Consider the following 17,322-nt stretch of genomic DNA (forward strand, 5'->3'; position numbering starts at 1 on the left):
GGCGCCCTGCCAAGTCATGCCGATGTCGCCCTTTTCCCCTTGCAGTCCCTGGGGTCCGGTATTTCCTGTATCCCCTTTTTCGCCCTGGGGTCCGGTGTCACCCTTTTCACCTTTCGGTCCCTGGGGGCCGGTGGGCCCACCCAATGCATAGGCCGCGCTGGAAAGGGCATACCGGGGAGTCATCTCTTCATCATCCCCCACGGCAACGCCCAGATAATAGGGCCTGTCAAATGTGAGATTCAGGGGGACGACGGAACCCATGAGAACCGAGAACAGGCTGTCTTCCGCAAACACTTCATGGGTCTCGCTCCACAACGGCTTTTCACCGATTTCCGAACCGTACAGAGACAGGGTGATAAAGACCCAGTCGGTAAGGGGTTTATCTGAATCATCCGTAAGATATCCCTGATAGTTCATGAGCGCCGGGATTTCCCCCCGGCAGACAGTTCCTGCGGACAGAACGGCGGTGCATGCAAATATTAATGCAAAAATCACTCTGCTGAATTTATTTGTCTGCTTCATTGATCACCTCTGTTTTTATGTAAACGGATTTTATGGTTTGAATTCACAGCCGGATTCCGGCGTTTCCTGTCATGGCCTGTTTTTCAGAAGCGTGCTGATAAAACAGCCGCCGCCGCCGGATGATGAGCCGGATTCAGCCGCATCGTCGCTTCCGGATTCGTCATCGGAATCAGATGCGCCATCGGATTCGGCCAGACCGTTCCTGCTCATGATAAATCCTGTAAAAATGTTTTGGCTGCCGCTTTCGACAATGTATTCCGCATTGGTCTGTCCCAGGGAAAACACCATCTTATGGCTGCCGGACCGGCAGGTTCCGCCGCCGCTGTCAAGGACATGTGCGTGGATATTGTAATTCGTGCTCGACTGGCAGCGGCCCGGAGCCGGAGCACTCAAAACAAGACTGAACGCCAGAAGGAGTTCAATATATGCGATGAAAAGCCTCCAAGTGAAAATGCGCATTGTTTACCCTCTTTCTTTTAATAAAAAAATTCCCGTGCAGGAATGATGATATATTGAGGCCGTACAAAAAGGGAAAAATTGTGACAAAGTGTCGCAAATTTGTGATGAAGGAAGCCCGCGTCAAATTTGCCACCCAAACTCGGTGTGAACCTCTGGTAGGCTTTGCGGAATGGGCGAGATACCGCCAATTATCAAAGCCCGATATCCTTTCCGTATTCTGCAGGGTAAAGGAGGTGGGTGGGCAAAGAAAGTGTATGACCCTACCCGGTGAAGGGCCGTCTGTTCCGGGCCGTTGTAACTGCGACAGCCAAGCCCTAAGCGGTGCAGCAATGTAGCTGTTACGGACAGAGGGTCTTCAGATGAAGCTATAGTAGGCGTAAAACCGGCAGCCGATGAAGATGCGGTGACGTATCAGAGGATAAAACTGTTGGAAAGTGACGGGGATGTTGGAGCCGAAGGGCGGAACAATTGAAAATATACTTTGCGGACCTTGTAGACTCTCTACTCATGGAGCACAGTCAAAATTGACCGCCTTGGTTTGCAATTTTTTTGGAAACATGTGTTAAAAATTGACTGGAAGTGGGTTGATATTGTAAAACCATTCCAAGTCACTTTTGAGCAGAGCGAACTGGGAAAAACCCGGAGCAACGGATCGTTAACCCATGATCTCATCACCCGGGCCGGAGGGATCAATATCGCCAAAGACGAGCCCGTGCCGTTTCCCATTCTCTCACAGGAATTTATCATTCAGCAGAATCCGGATGTGATCATTGTTGAGTAATGGGGGACCCGGCCCGAAACGATTATGTCGAGAGACGGATGGAAAAATATCAAAGCCGTTATTTCCGGGCGTATTCTATTAAGCAAAAGTTACTATACCGGTTACACTGCAAGCTGCCTGGACGGTCTTGAAGCGTATGCGGCCTTTTTTTATCCGGAGTTGTTCAACCAATGAAAAACACCTTTGTCCTCCTTATCCTTGTATTCGGCCTCGTCATGACGTTTTTCGCAACCCTGATGATGGGAGCGGTACACATCGACGTGATCACCGTGGCCAAGGTTCTGTTGTCAAACCTCATGAATATCCCGCAAACCTGGCCTGACTACTATCGGGACATTGTGGTGAATGTGAGACTGCCCAGGGTGCTTTTAGGGACTCTTGTGGGGTGCGCCCTCAGCGTGTCCGGATGCTCCATGCAGGCCCTGTTCAAGAATCCCATGGCCTCTCCCTTTGTCTGCGGAGTGGCCTCGGGCGGAGCGTTCGGAGCGGCCCTGGTTATCGTGCTTCATGGATCCCATGCCCTGATCATGCCCGTGGCATTTGTCTTTTCACTGCTGACGGTGTTCACCGTCTATTCCGTGGCTAAGGTCGGACGGAATATCTCGAGTGAATCCCTGCTGCTGTCCGGAATCGCCCTGTCTCTTTTCTTTTCGGCTGCCACATCCTTTTTGCAGTATGTGGCCGAGGAAAATCAGTTGAGGGAAATCGTGTTCTGGCTTATGGGCGGCCTATGGGCCGGAAGCTGGGAAAAAGTGATGATCGTCGTTCCTCCCATTGGAATCGGTTCTCTGTGTCTCTTTTGCTATTACAAGGAACTCAATATCCTGCTTTTGGGTGACGATCAGGCACGGGACCTGGGGGTGAATGTGAGCCGGACCCGGAAAATTGTCCTTGTGATGACGGCGTTTGTGACAGCCGGTGCCGTTGCGGTCTGCGGAGTGATCGGGTTTATCGGCCTGATCATTCCCCATGTGATGCGGTTTCTGGTGGGTCCCAACCACCAGTATCTGCTGCCGGCCTCCTGTTTAAGCGGGGCCATCTTTCTGGTGTGGGTGGATACCTGTTCCAGGTCCATAGTTTACCCTACCGAGCTTCCCGTGGGTATCATCACGGCCATGGTGGGTGTGCCGTTTTTTCTTTTTCTGCTTCGCAACAAAAAAAAAGCATCGGGTTTTTGAACCATGGAACTGACCATTCAAAATGTAAGCTTTTCATACGGCAAAACGCCCACCCTGGACCAGATCGATCTGGAGGTCCGTGAAGGCGATATCCTCAGCATTGTCGGGCCCAACGGATCGGGCAAGACCACCCTGATCAAATGCATGAACAGAAAACTCACCCCCCAGGCCGGAACCGTGATGATCGGAGATACGCCCCTGCCCACCATGAAACGCAAGGAAATTGCGAAAAACATCGGCGTGGTCCCCCAGGTGTCGAGCCTTTCCTTTCCCTTTTCCGTGTATGACCTGGTGATGATGGGTCGCTATGCGCATAAAGGACGTTTCGAAAACGATACGGCCCATGACCAGGCCGTTGTTTCCGAATGCATTGCTCGCACCGGCCTCGAACAGATGGCTGATCGGTCGGTGACAGAACTGTCCGGCGGGGAGTATCAGAAGGTTATCATCGCCCGGGCGCTTGCTCAGGAGCCGGCAATCCTTTTGCTGGATGAAGTCAACCTGCATCTTGACATTCACCATCAGATTGAAATCCTGGACCTGATCCGGCAGCTCTGCCTTGAAAGAAAAATGTCCGTGGTCATGGTACTTCATGATTTAAGCCTTGCAGCCCGTTATTGTACAAGAATTATTATGCTGAAAAACGGCCGTATTTTTGCTTCGGGAGACCCCGAAGCGGTGATCACAACCGATAATCTCAGAGAGGTGTACCGCATTGAGGCTGAGATCAGCAGAAGCAGAAACGGCCAATATCTGAATATTTTTCCCCTGTCGTCCATTGCAGTACCGTAATGCGGCCCCCATGCCTTGTGAATAATATTAGCCGCTGTCTTTTAAACGACAGCCATGGGTAGGCCGGGATTTGGGACCTGAGTTCGCCCGCACTAAAGCATGAAAGTCATATTGGGCACGCCTACACTTTCATATGAACACCAATAAGGAGTACAAACCGTCATGACTGATGAACTGTCTTATACAGGGTTTTATCATCCGGACTGTCCGACCATCCCTGTCGATATGGACGAATACATGGCATGGTACGGGACCTATGCCCGGAACCTGGGGAAACCCCTTGAACAGCCCTTGGCCGGTGTGTTTTTCTCACGCCATCAGGTGGCTCGGAAGCATCTTACGGGCCTCAATACGTTGATCCGGGAACTCGAATCACGGGAGATCATCCCGGTGCCCGTGTTTTCCCAGCAAAAGGAACACGCCGGAGTGGAGTGCCCCGGCTACAATGTGGATCTGGCTCAGTTAAAGGGCGTGGATGTGGTGATCAACTGTGTATCGTCCTTTCTTTTCCAGACGGATATGACGGCGGGAAATCCCCAAACCGTGCTTAACCTGATAGATGCCCCGGTGTTTCAGGCTGTTTCCTCCACAGGTCGAACCGAGGAGGAGTGGCGCCGCGATCCCCAGGGAATCACCGCCATGAATCAGGTTTACTGGGTGTCCCAGCCGGAATTCAACGGCACCATCGAGCCCACGGTCCTGTTTGCCAAGGGGGAAGAGGAACATACCACGCCTATTACGGATCGTATCTCTTTTTTTGTACGACGGGTCAAAAACTGGCTTGACCTGAAGGCCATGCCAAAACAGGACCGAAAAGTCACCATTCTTTTCCACAATAATCCCTGCGCCGGCACCGAAGCCTCTTTGGGCGGAGCCAACGGCCTGGACTCCTTTGAAAGCGTGGTCCATCTGATGCGTTATCTTTCCGATCAGGGCTATACCGTGGGCACCATTCCTGAAAACGGCAAGGCCCTGTCCGACGAGTTCCTGGAGAAGAAGGCCATGAGTGAATTCCGGTGGACCACCATAGATGAGATCGTGGACAAAGGGGGCGCCACCACGTTCATTGAGCCGGAAACCTATGATAGATATTTCAAGCAGTTGTCCCCTGAAAACCGGAAAAACATGATCGAGAACTGGGGGGAACCTCCGGGACTGAGCATGGTGTACAAAGGCAATATGGTCGTTACCGGCCTGACCTTCGGCAACATCAGGGTCATGGCTGAGCCCAAGAGGGGGTGCTACGGCTCCCGGTGCGACGGGGAGGTCTGCAAGATTCTCCACAACCCGGAAATCCCGCCCACCCACCAGTGTTATGCCACGTTCAAATGGATTCAGGAACAGTCTGATTTGATCATTTCCACGGGAACCCACGGGTATATCGAATTTCTTCCGGGCAAATCCTGCGGTATGAGTTCCGAGTGCTTTCCCGAAATCATCACGGGGGACGTGCCCCATCTTTATATCTATACCAGCAAGAACCCCAACGAGGCGATTCTTGCCAAACGCCGGGCCTCGGCAGTTATCACCGATCACCTCATTCCCATCATGCAGGCGGCCAACCTGTACGACGAACTGGGCGATCTTGACGACCTTCTTGCACAGTACGCCAGTGCCGCCATGCTCAATGAAAAGGGCCGGAAAAAACAACTGGCCGCAAATATTCGGGATATGGTGGAACAATTGAACCTGCTGCCGCTCAACAACAAGACAGCCTCCTTATCTGATGAGGCATTAATCGAAAAGGTTCACGATAAACTCTATCTGCTCAGGGATTCCAATATCAACGACGGCCTGCATATTCTGAGCGACACCAGGGACCTGGACAGCATGGTCCGGATGATGCTCTCCATTCTTAAATACGACGGCAATATTCCCTCCATCCGGCGGTGTCTTCTTGATTTGATCGGTAAAGACTACGATACCTTGGTCAATTGCCCCGAAGATGCCTGGATTCTGGATGACTGCCAGGAAAAAGCCTTTTCCCTGATCAAACAGACCCTTGAGGGGCAAAAGGTGGACCGGAACCTGATCGCCCGTGAATTCCCCACGACCTCCCTGGATACATCCGCCGTCAAAAGGCTTATCGTCCTTCTTTGCTGGGTCAGGGATTCCCTTTATCCCGATCTGATGAAAACCCGGCAGGAGATCCCCCTGATTGAACAGGCCATGGACAAGCGCTATGTAAGCCCCGGCCCCGGAGGCACCCTGACCCGGGGAAAAACGGACGTACTCCCCACAGGACGCAATATTTACAGTATTGATCCCCGGAAAATTCCCACCCGCGCAGCCCATGTTGTGGGGGTAAAGCTGGCGGATGAGATTCTCGGCAAGCATCTCAACGAGTTCAGCACCTATCCGGAGAAAATCGGCATGGTGTTCTGGAGCCTGGACGCATACCGGGCCGATGGAGAGCAACTGGCCCAGATACTCCATCTCATGGGTGCCCGGCCGGTATGGAACGAAAGCGGCATTGTCACGGGAGTCGAAGTCATCCCACTTGATGAATTGAAACGGCCCAGAATCGACGTCACCATCCGGACCAGCGAAATTGTGAGAGACACGCTGCCGAATCTGGTGGAACTGATGGATGAGGCAGTGGTCATGATTGCGGCACTGGAGGAGGATGACTCCGATAACTACATCCGTAAGAATGCCTTGGCTTATAAAAGGAACGCATTGCAGAACGGTGTGGCCCTGGATGAAGATGCGCTTGACAGGGCATCCACCTTCAGGCTTTTTGCCGCAAGACCGGGAACCTACGGCAATGGAATTAAACTGATGATTGCCGCCAGCGCCTGGACCTCCATCAAGGATCTTGGGGAAACCTTTATCGAGCATGGCGGCTATGCCTATGGCAAAGGGGTGTTCGGCCGGGAATCCCATCATGAATTTGCCCATAACTTGAAAAATATCAGCACGGTTTTCCATAAAATGGAAACGGATGAAACAGATCCCCTGGGCTGCTGCTATAACGATTTTCAGGGCGGCATGACGGCAGCGGTCCGCGCCCTGTCCAACATGACCCCTAAGGTGCTGTGGGGCGATACCAAGGACCCCTCCAACCCGAAAGTCCGGGAGTTGAGTGAGGAGATCGAACGGGTGGTCCGGGTAAAGCTCTTAAATCCCCAGTGGATAGAGGGCATGAAAAGACATGGGTACAAAGGGGCGCAGGGCATGGCAAAAAAGGCCGCGTCCGTGTACGGATGGGATGCCACCTCTGATGTGGTGGATGACTGGATATTTGACGAACTGGCCAAAAAACATGTGCTGGACCCGGAGATGCGGGCCTTTTACAAGGAAAATAACCCCTGGGCACTGGAAGAACTGGCCCGGCGTTTTCTCGAAGCAGAGCAGCGGGGCCTCTGGAATGCCGATCCCGAGGTATTGTCGGAACTTAGGGAACACTACCTCGAAATCGAAGGATGGATAGAAGAGACAATGGGGGATACCAATGGCGAATTCCAGGGCGGAAGCGTGGATATCCTCACCAAAAACAATGTGAAGGAGTGGGATAACCGCCTGCGTTTCAATATTGATGCGTATCTTAAGGTGCCATGATTATTCCTTGGCAGCATTCTTGGCATCCGGCTAAAATTTACACGCAGCAGACCGAAGGGCACGCCTGACTTTCCAGCCGTAAGTTCTCTGATTTGTCGCCACATGGAGTATCCGAATTGAAATTGAAAATCCTATATGTGGTATGAAATAAGGAAAACTTACGAGTCCCGAGATTTTTTCAATAAAATAAAAATACCCAGGCCAAAATGATGGCCCGGGCCACCAGGGAAAGCACGGTGGTGATATAGATGACCCGTGTGCCGTGCCGCCATCCAAGTATGGAAACATAACGGGGCAGCGTGCCACGCAGCCTTGTCACCGGTACCATGATGAAACCGCCCACCAGAAGGGCCACGATGGCCTGATACTCCGTGACGATATGTTGCTGAAGCAAGGTAGACATGGCACCGATCCCCACCATGGGACTCAAAATATAGATGCTCACCGGTGCAACCACGGCGGAGGGAAGCCCGAAGGCATCCGTGGTCGGACCAATGAGCAGTTCCAGCGCATTAAGTGCACCAACATGGACAAGCAGCTGCACCACAAACGTAACCACCGACAGGAGCACAGCCATCTTGCGGAAAAGGCGCCATCTGACCCGGAAGGCCTGAACCGTCGCAAGTACAATTTTTCTTCCAAAACCACCATCCGTACCGGCAGATCCGGATGTATCCTGATCAACGACATCGGATCGAACCGGCATCCTTCTCCCCTGATACACCACAAACCCAAGTTTCAAAAAACCGGCCAGCCAGAACGTGGCAATATAGATCAGACACAGCCGGGCACCCAGCAGGGGAAGAATGACCGGCAACTGATATGTCAGGGTCTCCTTGAAATGCAGAGGAACCGTGTTGAAAACCGAACCCAGTATCAGTTCTTTGTCGGTGATGAGGTTCTCGGCATAATGGCGGGACAGCATGACATTGGCAGCGGCAAGAGAGCCGATGGCCGTAAGAAAGGCCGGCACACTCTGGGGCGGAAGATGGGAGATGCGGGCAAGGGGTTTTCCCACGGACTCCAGCTTCCGCATCAGTCCCAGCTGCACCAGGATTTCAACACCAAACAGTCCGATACACATGGCCGGCAGTACCTGACGTAGCAGGGAAAAAGTATCTCCCAGGGCCTGCCAAAGGATATCCATGGCAACCTATGCCTCTTTAAGTTTTAGTTCCGGATGGACAGGAAGCATTTTTTCATGCCATGCTGCGAATTCCGGAGAGAAATAGACCACCCTCTGTTTCTTGAATTCTCTCAGGGAGTTCAGCACCATATAATCCTCTATACCCGATTCCCGGCTCAGGCGCTCCACCACCTCGGTCATGTCAGCATCGCTTGTGGCGTGGATCATGGCAAACAGAGGATATTCCCATTTCCCGGGATGAACGGTTCGTGTGTACAGGTGACTTACGGCCCGCTCCTTGATAAAGGCCTGTCAAAGATCTTAAATCAATGCTCAACTTGGCATTGTATAGGCACACGGCAGGACCGATCATGAGCGCACAACTGTTCTTTATCAGGGGCACCATGCCTGCCACCCCGAAAAAAGCGCAATGGGCCCCCGGATACCGAGCATGGGCCGTTACCGACAAAACCGTATCTTCCGTAATCTCGCTTAATTGCATTGGAAATTCCTCTTTAGGACCTCATCCAGGTTTTGATATATTGTTTAATCAAGACAAAACTTAGAAAACATGCGTGCCTGAATTTTAAAAACAATCAATAAATAAGGGGTGACTACCTGACTTTCAACATATTCAACTGAGCAATGGCCTGTTGGGCGGATTTTTTTTGATTTTTATACCCGCATGCCAGGTTAAAGGCCTTGCCCGCCCTGTCAAACTGCTTCATGTTCCACGCACAATACCCCAGCATCAGGAGGTGCTCACCGGTTTTGTCGTTCTGCTTCGCCAATGCCTCATACACATCGGCCGCCTCTTTATACCGTTCCATCTCATATAAAAGGCTGGCCTTTCTTTTCAACAGATCCGCATCCCTTTTCCAGGAAAGCCCCCGCTCGATCCATGCCAGGGCCTTGTCCCGCTGATAACTGCCCGTGTATGCATGGATAATCCGCTTGATCTTTTCAAAGTTGGGTTTCTCCCTGAGCAGCTCCTCATAATAATCGGCGGCCTTGGAAGGGATCTCCAGGGAGAGATAAAGATCTGCCATGAGCGAGGTCTCCTCCGGGGAAGGCGGGGTGAGATAGCTGTATATGAGAAGGGAGGTCAGCCCCTTTTTAAGCTCGTTGCGGTTCAGATGGAGGTGGGATACGGCCTTCCACCATTTGGGTTCCAGGGGATCGGTACGGGTGAGGAACTCTCCGTACTTCAAAGCTTTTTTATCCATCTTGAGTTCCAGGTACTGGTAGAGCAGAATCTCCTGCCATTTTTTCCTTTTTTCTGCCTTGCACTGGGCCGCCAGGGTTTCCACAACGGGGAGGGCCTCTTTATTTCTGTCCATGGCAAACAGGATGCTGACCAGGGACTCCTTCCAGTCCAGGGTGATCTCTTTGGGATGAGATGCCATCAGCTTATAAAAGGTCTTAAGGGCCTTTTGATGGGCATCGGCCTGGAAATAGCAGATGGCGGCATAGTAGAGATGGGAGGCTTTTTTCTCTTCACAAGTCTCGTACCCTTTTTTAAAAGCGTCGGCCGCTTTTTGCATTTGGCCCAGATCATACCGGCACTTTGCCAGGTTCAGCCAGGCCGGTGACAGCTCTTTCTCTTTACTGACGGCCGATTCATAGGCCGAGGCTGCCCGTTTCAGAAATTGATTCTGCCCCTTAGCGGCGGTCTCTGTGTACATGAGACAGGTATTGCCCAGCATAAAGTCAACGTAATAATGGGTATAGCCCTTTTGTACGGCCGCCTTTTCAGACACCTCTCCGGCCTTTTTCCTGAAGTCCTCAAGGACCTTGATGGCCTCCGGGATCTTTCCCTGTTGAATCAGCCCCTGGGCCTTGTTGACACATATGCCCGTGGCAAGGGGAAGTCGGTCTTCGGCATTTGCCGGTGACGGGTGCGTCAACACCAGCACCGAAAGAACTGCCGACACCAGAAGAATAAAAATTTTTAATGTATGATGATGCATTATTATTCCTCCAATGCAAATCGTATCGTGGTCTCCACCATGGTGTTCACCGGAACACCCTCAACGGTTCCCGGTTTGAACTTCCATTTCAAGACACAGTTGGTAACACTTTTTTCAAATATATTTTCCGGTTTGGCCGCCACGATCTTGGGCTGCTGTACCTGCCCCTGGTTATTCACCAAAAAACGCACCTTGACCCACCCCTCTATGCCCCGGCGCATGGCCCGCATGGGATATATGGGTGGAATATTGGCAATGGGTGTGAGGGGACTGTCCAGTTCGCCCATTTCATAGAGGCCCTTGAGGGTGGGACCGTCCAGGCTGAAAGTTTCCATGGGCGGCATGATCAGGCCGCCCGGAGCGGCAGGCAGTCTGGGATTCAGTTCAAAGGGGAGACGGGGCTTCAGACGCATGGGTTTCTGCCGGACGATATTTGTAATGGCGGTCTTCATCTCCCTGGGCTTTTCCTTGGGCTTTGGTTTTTGTAACTCTTTTTTTCGGGGCGGGGGTTCCTGATGTTTTACCCGGATCACCTGTATGGCCTTCAGATCCTCAAGATCCGTCTGATCCTTGGGCACCAGCTGTATCAAACCCGGCATCAACCCAAACAGCGCAATGTTGAGAAAGACTGACATAGCAATGGCAAGACACCACCCCACCCAGGTGAGGCATCTTTTGTTGCCGGTGTGCACAGAGGATATTGCTGCGCTGTCTGCCATGGTGGCTGTGAGGTTGTATTCCGCTTTCATCATATCACCCCCCTCATTCTCCCTTGGGCAGGCTTGCGGCCAGGGAGACGTTTTCCGCACCCGCCATCTTGCAGCTGTCCATGACAGTGATGACAAGACCGGTGAAGCTTTCTTTGTCCGCCACGATCACCACGGATGCCTCGGGATTTTCCGCCAGGGCCCGCTCCACATTGGCCCGGACAGCCCTGACATCAATCTCCCTCTTGTCCATGTGGATGGTGCTGTCCCTTGTGATACCGAGGAGGATGGTGGTGCCGGTCTTGCTTACGGCGGTGCTGGCCGCAGGCCGGGAAATATCCACACCGGTCTCCTTGACGAAACTGGTGGTCACCAGGAAAAAAATCAGCAAAATGAACACCATATCAATGAGCGGGGCAATGTTGAGTTCCAGGTTGTTCTTCTTGCCGCGCCTTGCGGCTGATATATTAAGCATGGTTATGTACGTTGGCCCTTGGCATTCAAAACGCCATACCTTCAGGCACTTCTCCTTTTGATAAAAAGTATTATAAAAACCGCCTCAGGTACATGGCGGTGCCTGCTATTCGCTGCTTGAGGTTGCCGGCCCGCCGGTTTAAAAAACCGCTCATGTACAGACCGGGTATGGAGACCAAAAGCCCGGTCTGGGTGGTGATCAGGGCAACGGAGATACCGCCGGCCATGGCCCTGGCATTACCGGTACCGTAGATGGTGATCACGTCAAAGGTGGCCATCATGCCCACAACAGTGCCAAGCAGGCCCAAAAGGGGTGCTACACCGGAGAGCACGGCGATCAGGGCCAGATACCGGTCCATTGCGGCGATCAGGCGAATCACGGTTTCGTCCAGGATGCATCCATCAAGCTCGCGGTTGCCCGTGCGTTTGCTCAAAAACTCCCGGACCAGCAGAGAGTTCAGGCCCTGGTATTTTTTGTGGGGCATCCGGTTCTCTTTGATCAGCGTGCCGGCCTCTCGTCTGGGGATATTCCGGATAAAGAGTTTTCGCATGACATATACCCGGTTGATGATGAGCATCCACATGATAAAGGAGACCCCCAGGATGGGAATCATGACCCCACCCCCCGACCGGATATAGCTCTCCATGTGAAACAAAAATTCTTTCATGGGTTACTCCCTGCAGGTGTTTCTGGTTTTAAACACCATATTGACAAAAGAGACGGCCTTCTCCTCTATTTTTCCGATTTCCGTCTCCACCCGACGGCTCAAAAGGGTGTGACAGAGCATGATGGGAATGGCCACGGAAAGTCCCAGCATGGTGGTGACCAGGGCCTCGGAGATGCCACCGGACATCATCCGGGGATCACCCGTGCCGTAAAAGGTGATCACATGAAAGGTGTTGATCATGCCGGTGACGGTTCCCAGAAGCCCAAGAAGGGGGGCGATGGCCGCCAGCATGCCCAAGGTGGACAGAAACCGCTCAATGCGGGGAATTTCACCCAGGATGGCCTCCTGCAGTGCATTTTCCATATCGACCCGCTCCCGGTCCCGAAACTCCAGGGCGGTAAGAAGCACCTTGGGAATCAATTTTTTCCGTTTGGATACAAGGAGGTTGCGGCACTCCTCCCACATGTTCTTGTTGATCAGGGACTCGAGCCTGGCCATAAAGGCATCGGCATTCATCCGTTTTCTTAAAAGGAACAGAATCCTCTCCACCAGGATCAGAACCGCCAGGCCGAGAATAGCCACAATGGGCCAGACAATGGGGCCGCCCTTGGGGATCTGTTCCAACAGACTCAGCTGATGGGTCATCTGCCTCAGGGCTCCCCCCTTGGAGATGTCCATGGGCACATCCTCACTGTTTCCCTGTAAATAGGATTTGATCTTTTCACCCATGCCGGTATGGGGCAGCCTGGACAGGGCAAAGAACCGACGGCTCTGATCCGAGTAAAGAAGAAAACCGGTTTCGTTATCCAGGGAGTAAATACCGGTGAAATTGCCCAGGATGAGGTGATCCGCCTCCCGTTCCCGGCCCTGGCGATCAACGATCATACCCCGGGTGACCTTGACCTCCCCTGATGCCCGGATCTCCTTGAACAGGATATCCGCCATCATGTGAATGTCATCCATGGAGGGGAATTTCTCCTGATCGATCAACGGCGAGAGAAACGTCATCCTGTCGGGTTCAAGGGCCGTCTGGAAACTCTGGAGCAGCATGCTTTCAAGGTCTTTGGCATTGCTCCGGATGAACCCGGACAGCTCCCGGTTAACAGCCATGGTTTCGGACAGCTCCTCCCTGAGCGTGATCTGTTCTTTCTGCATCTGCTCAATGGATGCGCCAAGCTCACTATTTTCTTTCTCTATATTTTTATTTTCTTCTTTTAATTTCTCAATGGCCGCAACCAGACTGCTCTGGTCTTCCCTGATGCGGTTTTCCCTCTCACGGGCCTCTTTTTGAGCCTCTTGCAACTCATGCGCGGCCTTTTCCCTGATTTTTTTTTTCTGCCGGGCCAGTTCCATATTCTCCTGTCTCATATCCCGGGCAAAGGTCGGGACGGATATGCAGAAACTGATAACAAACATGAGCAGTGCCATGAAGATGAGCTTTTGATTAAATTTACGACGGTATGACATTCAAGAATCTCCTAAATGATCATGGCCGGATCTCCGGCCGGTATTCTAATTGGCGGCGGGCTCGATCACAACACCGGGCACTCCGGGTGGTATGATCAAGCGCTAATTGGTGGCCAGCTTACCGATGGGCAAAGAGAAGATCTCCACGGTACGCCTCTTTTTGCCCATCTCAACGGCAGCGTGAACGGGCTGGACATACGCATCTCCAAGGGGGTCCCATTTATTGGCGGCCACATTGAATCGGGCGGCTGACTGCCCATCCAGACTCAATGCGAACAGGGAAATCCTTCCCAGCCGGAAGATGTCCGCCAGAACCTCATTACCGGCAACATCAATTTTGTCCTGGGAGACCTCGATGGTGTTGCCGTACTCCGCCTCCACAAAAAGGGCCTCCATGACTTTCCTATATTTCTCGGCAATGGTGATCTCAAGGTCATCCATAACGGACCGAAGTTTTTCAAGACGGACGGTCCGCTCCTCCCGTAAAAAGGGCGGGTCATCGGTCACCAGCGCCTCAAGGGCTGCCTGGGTCTCCTTTAAAAAGGGAAGCATCTCCTTCTGAATTCTCAGATTTGCTTGTTTCTGTTCCACAAGACTCTCCACCAGCTCCCTATGCCCTGTTGCCTCCGTTGAAAGGCGCCCGTTTGACTCCTTTAACACCTTATTTTCCTTTTTGAGCTGCTCATACTCGGCAATGAGCCTCGCTTTCTTTTGTTCCCATTGTTCCAATTTTTTCTGGGATTCCCGGCGGGTTTCAATGGACTGTTCCACCGGCTTTTTAAAGCCCTGGGCCGTATCTGCCGACTCTCCCCCGGAAGGATATATGGACATAAAAAAGAGTGCTGCCACACATATGAGACTTGATATCCTGTTTTTTTTCGATTTCATTCTTTTTTATACGTCTCCTTTTGCAGTATTAATCAGAGAATTCACTTTCAGAATGACCCCTGCACTGGCATCATCACCGTACTCAAGACCGCCCTTTCCCCTGAGAATTCGATCCTTTCCACATTCTCAAGCGATACCAGATCCCATTTCACGGAGCTGTAGCTGGAAGTGGGATCGTTTATGGGGCGTCCGTCCATTGGGGACCTGGGTCTGCCCACAACGAATAATGAAAGTAATATTAGGCATACCTACACCCTCAATACGTTTCAAAAAAAAAGGCCAAGAGATCAATACCCGGCATTTTCCGCCCTGGTTTGACCTTCTTGGCCTTAATCTATATTTTATTATTGCGGTTACCTTTAAAAATCAGACAACCGTCTATTTCAATCGGCTGCTTATTTCAGCCGATCATAAAAACTTAAGTGAATCATTTTCGCGTTAATAACGATATTGTTTACCAATTTCATATTGATATATTTTTTTAACCACGGATTCATAGCAATTCCATGGTACCATGTCAATCTTATTTTTTCATGGTAAAATATCAGAGTGTACCTGTCGTGGATGATGACTACTACGTGGATAAGCCTCAAAAGAAAATGAGGTGAACATGAGGTGAAAATGACGTGAAAAAGATTGACACGATTTTGTAAAATTGCTATAGGAACCGGGCTAATAATCAATATGAAGTTGATCATTATAATTTTAAACAAATTAGGTATAACCCCATCTCTGTAGGGATGAGGTAAGAATATTAAGGCCAAGAAGGTCAATAAACCGAGTGTCGTACTATACTCGGTGTTGATCTTTTGGCCTTTTTTTATGGCTGACATGGAAAACGAATTAATAAGGATGTCAAAATAACTAAAAATATCCCAAAAAGATAATTACAGAGAAATTAGAGAGGCAGCCTTCCACCGGCCATTCTTTTTCTGGATGAACCCACGGTGGGGCTGGATGCCGGCATACGTCGCAAGATATGGGCGTTGATCAAAAAGATCCAGCTGCAAAACACCACTATTGTTCTGACCACCCATTACATTGAGGAGGCTGAATTTCTTGCCGGTCGTGTGGCCTTTCTGGACAAGGGCTCCATTGTGGTGGTGCTCTCCTGCAATATCTGGATCTGGATGAGTTGCTGGCGGATTTGGAAATGGCGGCCTTGAAAAAAACTTGATTGTGTATCCTGAAGTGGATCTCCCCTCTCCCCGGAATCGCCCGGAGAATGTACAAATCCTATGGTAGTGGGCGATTTCTGTACTTGTACAACCTTTGGTATCCCTCTGATGTTTTTTTAAAATCAATTGTAAAAATAATTCTTGATAAAAATAAGAATATATGTAATTGGAATTGACGTAACAAAGGTGGGTGTGTTGATTTTTTACCTTTGGTGAAGGCTTGTGAATTGTACCCCTCATTGCTCATTGCTCATTGCTCATTGCCCATAGGGCATGCGCTTTTTTAAATTTTCATCGAACGCCAATGCCATGGCGAACTATAGAAATTATGACTGCTGGTGAGGATAATGGATGGTAAATAAATAATATTTTGTTTGGATTTGCATAAAGCAGAAATGCAAAAAGTCATAAGTGGAAAAGTTTTCCATATTTTTGACTTAATATTTTAATGAGGTGGGAAACCTTGTCGTCTATTACAGTCGATAGCATGGAAAGGTTCCACTTATTACGACTGATTAGGTGGCAGCATATTATTAGAGGTACATGTGACTCAAAAATTATTCTGGGATGACCCGTACGCAAGGTCGCATCACACTGTGGTGTCTTCGGTTGATGGGTGTGAGGTCGAGCTAGAGTCCACAATATTCTTTGCCTTCTCTGGCGGGCAAGAGAGTGATCAAGGTTCCATAGCAGGAATCCCTGTTGTTTCGGCAAGAAAAGAAGGCCTGCGGATCAAGTACACCCTTCCTCCAGATCATGGACTTCTGGTTGGCCAACTTGTGAAAGTGGAAATCAACTGGGAGAGGCGCTATCTTTTGATGCGACTTCATTTCGCTGCCGAGTTAGTTCTTGAGTTATTCTACAAAGAACTGAATGGGGTGGTTAAGGTAGGAGCTCACATCGCGCAAGACAAGGCTCGGATCGACTTTGCGTGGCCACAAAACATTTCTCCACTCCTTCCCACCTTTTCTGAAAAGGCAAACCAGATCATCTCTTCAAACATGGATATTCGAACTGGTTTCGATGATGTTGATAATGAACGGAGATATTGGGAGGTTCAGGGTTTTTCTCGCGTTCCATGCGGGGGCACTCATGTCCGTTCAACCGGGGAGATCGGCCAAATTAGGCTCAAGAGGAACAACATTGGCAAAGGCAAGGAGCGAGTCGAAATCTTTCTGTGTCCACATGAAAATGCATCCCCCGCAAATGCAAACCGTTAAGTTTTACCACTAACCCGACGTTTCAGGTGACTGCCAAAGGCGGCGTTGCTTTATTACAGTGTTTTGTTTATTTAAAATATTAATTTTTTTTGGAGTTCATCGTGATCCCCTTTGGCATCACCTGAACTTTTCGTTACACAGATAAAAAATGAACCTGATTGCTGTTACAGATATTTTCGGAAAAACCAAAGCTTTCGACAAAATAATAAATGAAATATCAGATAGTTTTGATGAAGTTGATATCGTTGATCCGTATGAGAAAATGGATCTTGGTTTCCAAGATGAATCTGAAGCTTATATATATTTTCAGAAGTATGTTGGTTTAGAGAAA

The 17,322-nt window shown here is 50.6% G+C and carries 17 protein-coding genes and 1 pseudogene; 7 read left to right on the top strand and 11 right to left on the bottom strand.

What is annotated here, in order from left to right; all coding sequences use genetic code 11:
* Window positions 1–522 (bottom strand): annotated as a pseudogene (locus ACYQ2M_RS23265) (hypothetical protein); the annotation flags it as partial.
* Window positions 523–591: 69 nt separating this feature from the next.
* A complete protein-coding gene (locus ACYQ2M_RS23270) occupies window positions 592–981 on the bottom strand; it encodes a hypothetical protein (RefSeq protein ID WP_459918793.1) in 390 nt (129 codons plus the stop codon).
* A gap of 559 nt (window positions 982–1,540) precedes the next feature.
* Between ACYQ2M_RS23270 and ACYQ2M_RS23275 the strand changes: the two genes are divergently transcribed.
* The 4 genes from ACYQ2M_RS23275 (at window position 1,541) to ACYQ2M_RS23290 (ending at window position 7,293) form a co-directional block, all read left to right on the top strand.
* Complete coding sequence (locus tag ACYQ2M_RS23275; RefSeq protein ID WP_459918794.1) at window positions 1,541–1,762, top strand: hypothetical protein; 222 nt, start codon at window positions 1,541–1,543, stop codon at window positions 1,760–1,762.
* Between the two features lie 170 nt (window positions 1,763–1,932).
* Complete coding sequence (locus ACYQ2M_RS23280; protein ID WP_459918795.1) at window positions 1,933–2,940, top strand: FecCD family ABC transporter permease; 1,008 nt, start codon at window positions 1,933–1,935, stop codon at window positions 2,938–2,940.
* 3 nt (window positions 2,941–2,943) lie between these two features.
* A complete protein-coding gene (locus tag ACYQ2M_RS23285; protein ID WP_459918796.1) occupies window positions 2,944–3,732 on the top strand; it encodes an ABC transporter ATP-binding protein in 789 nt (262 codons plus the stop codon).
* A gap of 162 nt (window positions 3,733–3,894) precedes the next feature.
* Entirely contained in the window at window positions 3,895–7,293 is a 3,399-nt protein-coding gene (locus tag ACYQ2M_RS23290; RefSeq protein WP_459918797.1) for a cobaltochelatase subunit CobN, read from the top strand.
* A 178-nt stretch (window positions 7,294–7,471) separates the two neighbouring features.
* On the opposite strand, the gene ACYQ2M_RS23295 is transcribed toward ACYQ2M_RS23290, so the two are convergent.
* From ACYQ2M_RS23295 to ACYQ2M_RS23335, 9 genes are all read right to left on the bottom strand, one after another.
* The gene (locus ACYQ2M_RS23295) at window positions 7,472–8,440 is read right to left on the bottom strand and encodes a hypothetical protein (protein WP_459918798.1); all 969 of its coding nucleotides are present in this window, start codon (window positions 8,438–8,440) and stop codon (window positions 7,472–7,474) included.
* A 6-nt stretch (window positions 8,441–8,446) separates the two neighbouring features.
* Window positions 8,447–8,722, bottom strand: coding sequence for a hypothetical protein (locus tag ACYQ2M_RS23300; protein WP_459918809.1), 276 nt, complete (start codon window positions 8,720–8,722; stop codon window positions 8,447–8,449).
* On the bottom strand, window positions 8,622–8,921 hold the full coding sequence (locus ACYQ2M_RS23305) for a hypothetical protein (RefSeq protein ID WP_459918799.1): 300 nt from the start codon (window positions 8,919–8,921) through the stop codon (window positions 8,622–8,624). Before ACYQ2M_RS23305 ends, ACYQ2M_RS23300 begins: the two co-directional genes overlap by 101 nt.
* 112 nt (window positions 8,922–9,033) lie before the next feature.
* Complete coding sequence (locus tag ACYQ2M_RS23310; protein ID WP_459918800.1) at window positions 9,034–10,389, bottom strand: tetratricopeptide repeat protein; 1,356 nt, start codon at window positions 10,387–10,389, stop codon at window positions 9,034–9,036.
* A 2-nt stretch (window positions 10,390–10,391) separates the two neighbouring features.
* On the bottom strand, window positions 10,392–11,141 hold the full coding sequence (locus tag ACYQ2M_RS23315; protein WP_459918801.1) for an energy transducer TonB: 750 nt from the start codon (window positions 11,139–11,141) through the stop codon (window positions 10,392–10,394).
* Window positions 11,142–11,151: 10 nt separating this feature from the next.
* Entirely contained in the window at window positions 11,152–11,571 is a 420-nt protein-coding gene (locus ACYQ2M_RS23320) for an ExbD/TolR family protein (protein ID WP_459918802.1), read from the bottom strand.
* Between the two features lie 70 nt (window positions 11,572–11,641).
* Window positions 11,642–12,238, bottom strand: coding sequence for a MotA/TolQ/ExbB proton channel family protein (locus ACYQ2M_RS23325; protein WP_459918803.1), 597 nt, complete (start codon window positions 12,236–12,238; stop codon window positions 11,642–11,644).
* A gap of 3 nt (window positions 12,239–12,241) precedes the next feature.
* Complete coding sequence (locus tag ACYQ2M_RS23330) at window positions 12,242–13,705, bottom strand: DUF3450 family protein (RefSeq protein WP_459918804.1); 1,464 nt, start codon at window positions 13,703–13,705, stop codon at window positions 12,242–12,244.
* A gap of 102 nt (window positions 13,706–13,807) precedes the next feature.
* Entirely contained in the window at window positions 13,808–14,593 is a 786-nt protein-coding gene (locus tag ACYQ2M_RS23335; RefSeq protein ID WP_459918805.1) for a DUF3450 domain-containing protein, read from the bottom strand.
* Window positions 14,594–15,540: 947 nt separating this feature from the next.
* Here ACYQ2M_RS23335 and ACYQ2M_RS23340 point away from each other — a divergent pair.
* The 3 genes from ACYQ2M_RS23340 to ACYQ2M_RS23350 form a co-directional block, all read left to right on the top strand.
* Window positions 15,541–15,759, top strand: coding sequence for an ATP-binding cassette domain-containing protein (locus ACYQ2M_RS23340; RefSeq protein WP_459918806.1), 219 nt, complete (start codon window positions 15,541–15,543; stop codon window positions 15,757–15,759).
* A gap of 557 nt (window positions 15,760–16,316) precedes the next feature.
* Window positions 16,317–16,991 (top strand): alanyl-tRNA editing protein, encoded by a 675-nt coding sequence (locus tag ACYQ2M_RS23345; RefSeq protein ID WP_459918807.1) that lies wholly within the window; start codon window positions 16,317–16,319, stop codon window positions 16,989–16,991.
* A gap of 148 nt (window positions 16,992–17,139) precedes the next feature.
* Window positions 17,140–17,322: hypothetical protein (locus ACYQ2M_RS23350; protein ID WP_459918808.1), on the top strand; the 183-nt coding region annotated here is incomplete at its 3' end.

The organism is Desulfocicer niacini, from assembly GCF_054657595.1.

Coding starts and splice junctions, on each gene's coding strand:
- ACYQ2M_RS23310 (WP_459918800.1), bottom strand. CDS start 10,389: ATGCATCATCATACATTAAAAATTTTTATTCTTCTGGTGTCGGCAGTT.
- ACYQ2M_RS23305 (WP_459918799.1), bottom strand. CDS start 8,921: ATGCAATTAAGCGAGATTACGGAAGATACGGTTTTGTCGGTAACGGCC.
- ACYQ2M_RS23315 (WP_459918801.1), bottom strand. CDS start 11,141: ATGATGAAAGCGGAATACAACCTCACAGCCACCATGGCAGACAGCGCA.
- ACYQ2M_RS23280 (WP_459918795.1), top strand. CDS start 1,933: ATGAAAAACACCTTTGTCCTCCTTATCCTTGTATTCGGCCTCGTCATG.
- ACYQ2M_RS23325 (WP_459918803.1), bottom strand. CDS start 12,238: ATGAAAGAATTTTTGTTTCACATGGAGAGCTATATCCGGTCGGGGGGT.
- ACYQ2M_RS23270 (WP_459918793.1), bottom strand. CDS start 981: ATGCGCATTTTCACTTGGAGGCTTTTCATCGCATATATTGAACTCCTT.
- ACYQ2M_RS23320 (WP_459918802.1), bottom strand. CDS start 11,571: ATGCTTAATATATCAGCCGCAAGGCGCGGCAAGAAGAACAACCTGGAA.
- ACYQ2M_RS23330 (WP_459918804.1), bottom strand. CDS start 13,705: ATGTCATACCGTCGTAAATTTAATCAAAAGCTCATCTTCATGGCACTG.
- ACYQ2M_RS23290 (WP_459918797.1), top strand. CDS start 3,895: ATGACTGATGAACTGTCTTATACAGGGTTTTATCATCCGGACTGTCCG.
- ACYQ2M_RS23335 (WP_459918805.1), bottom strand. CDS start 14,593: ATGAAATCGAAAAAAAACAGGATATCAAGTCTCATATGTGTGGCAGCA.
- ACYQ2M_RS23285 (WP_459918796.1), top strand. CDS start 2,944: ATGGAACTGACCATTCAAAATGTAAGCTTTTCATACGGCAAAACGCCC.
- ACYQ2M_RS23295 (WP_459918798.1), bottom strand. CDS start 8,440: ATGGATATCCTTTGGCAGGCCCTGGGAGATACTTTTTCCCTGCTACGT.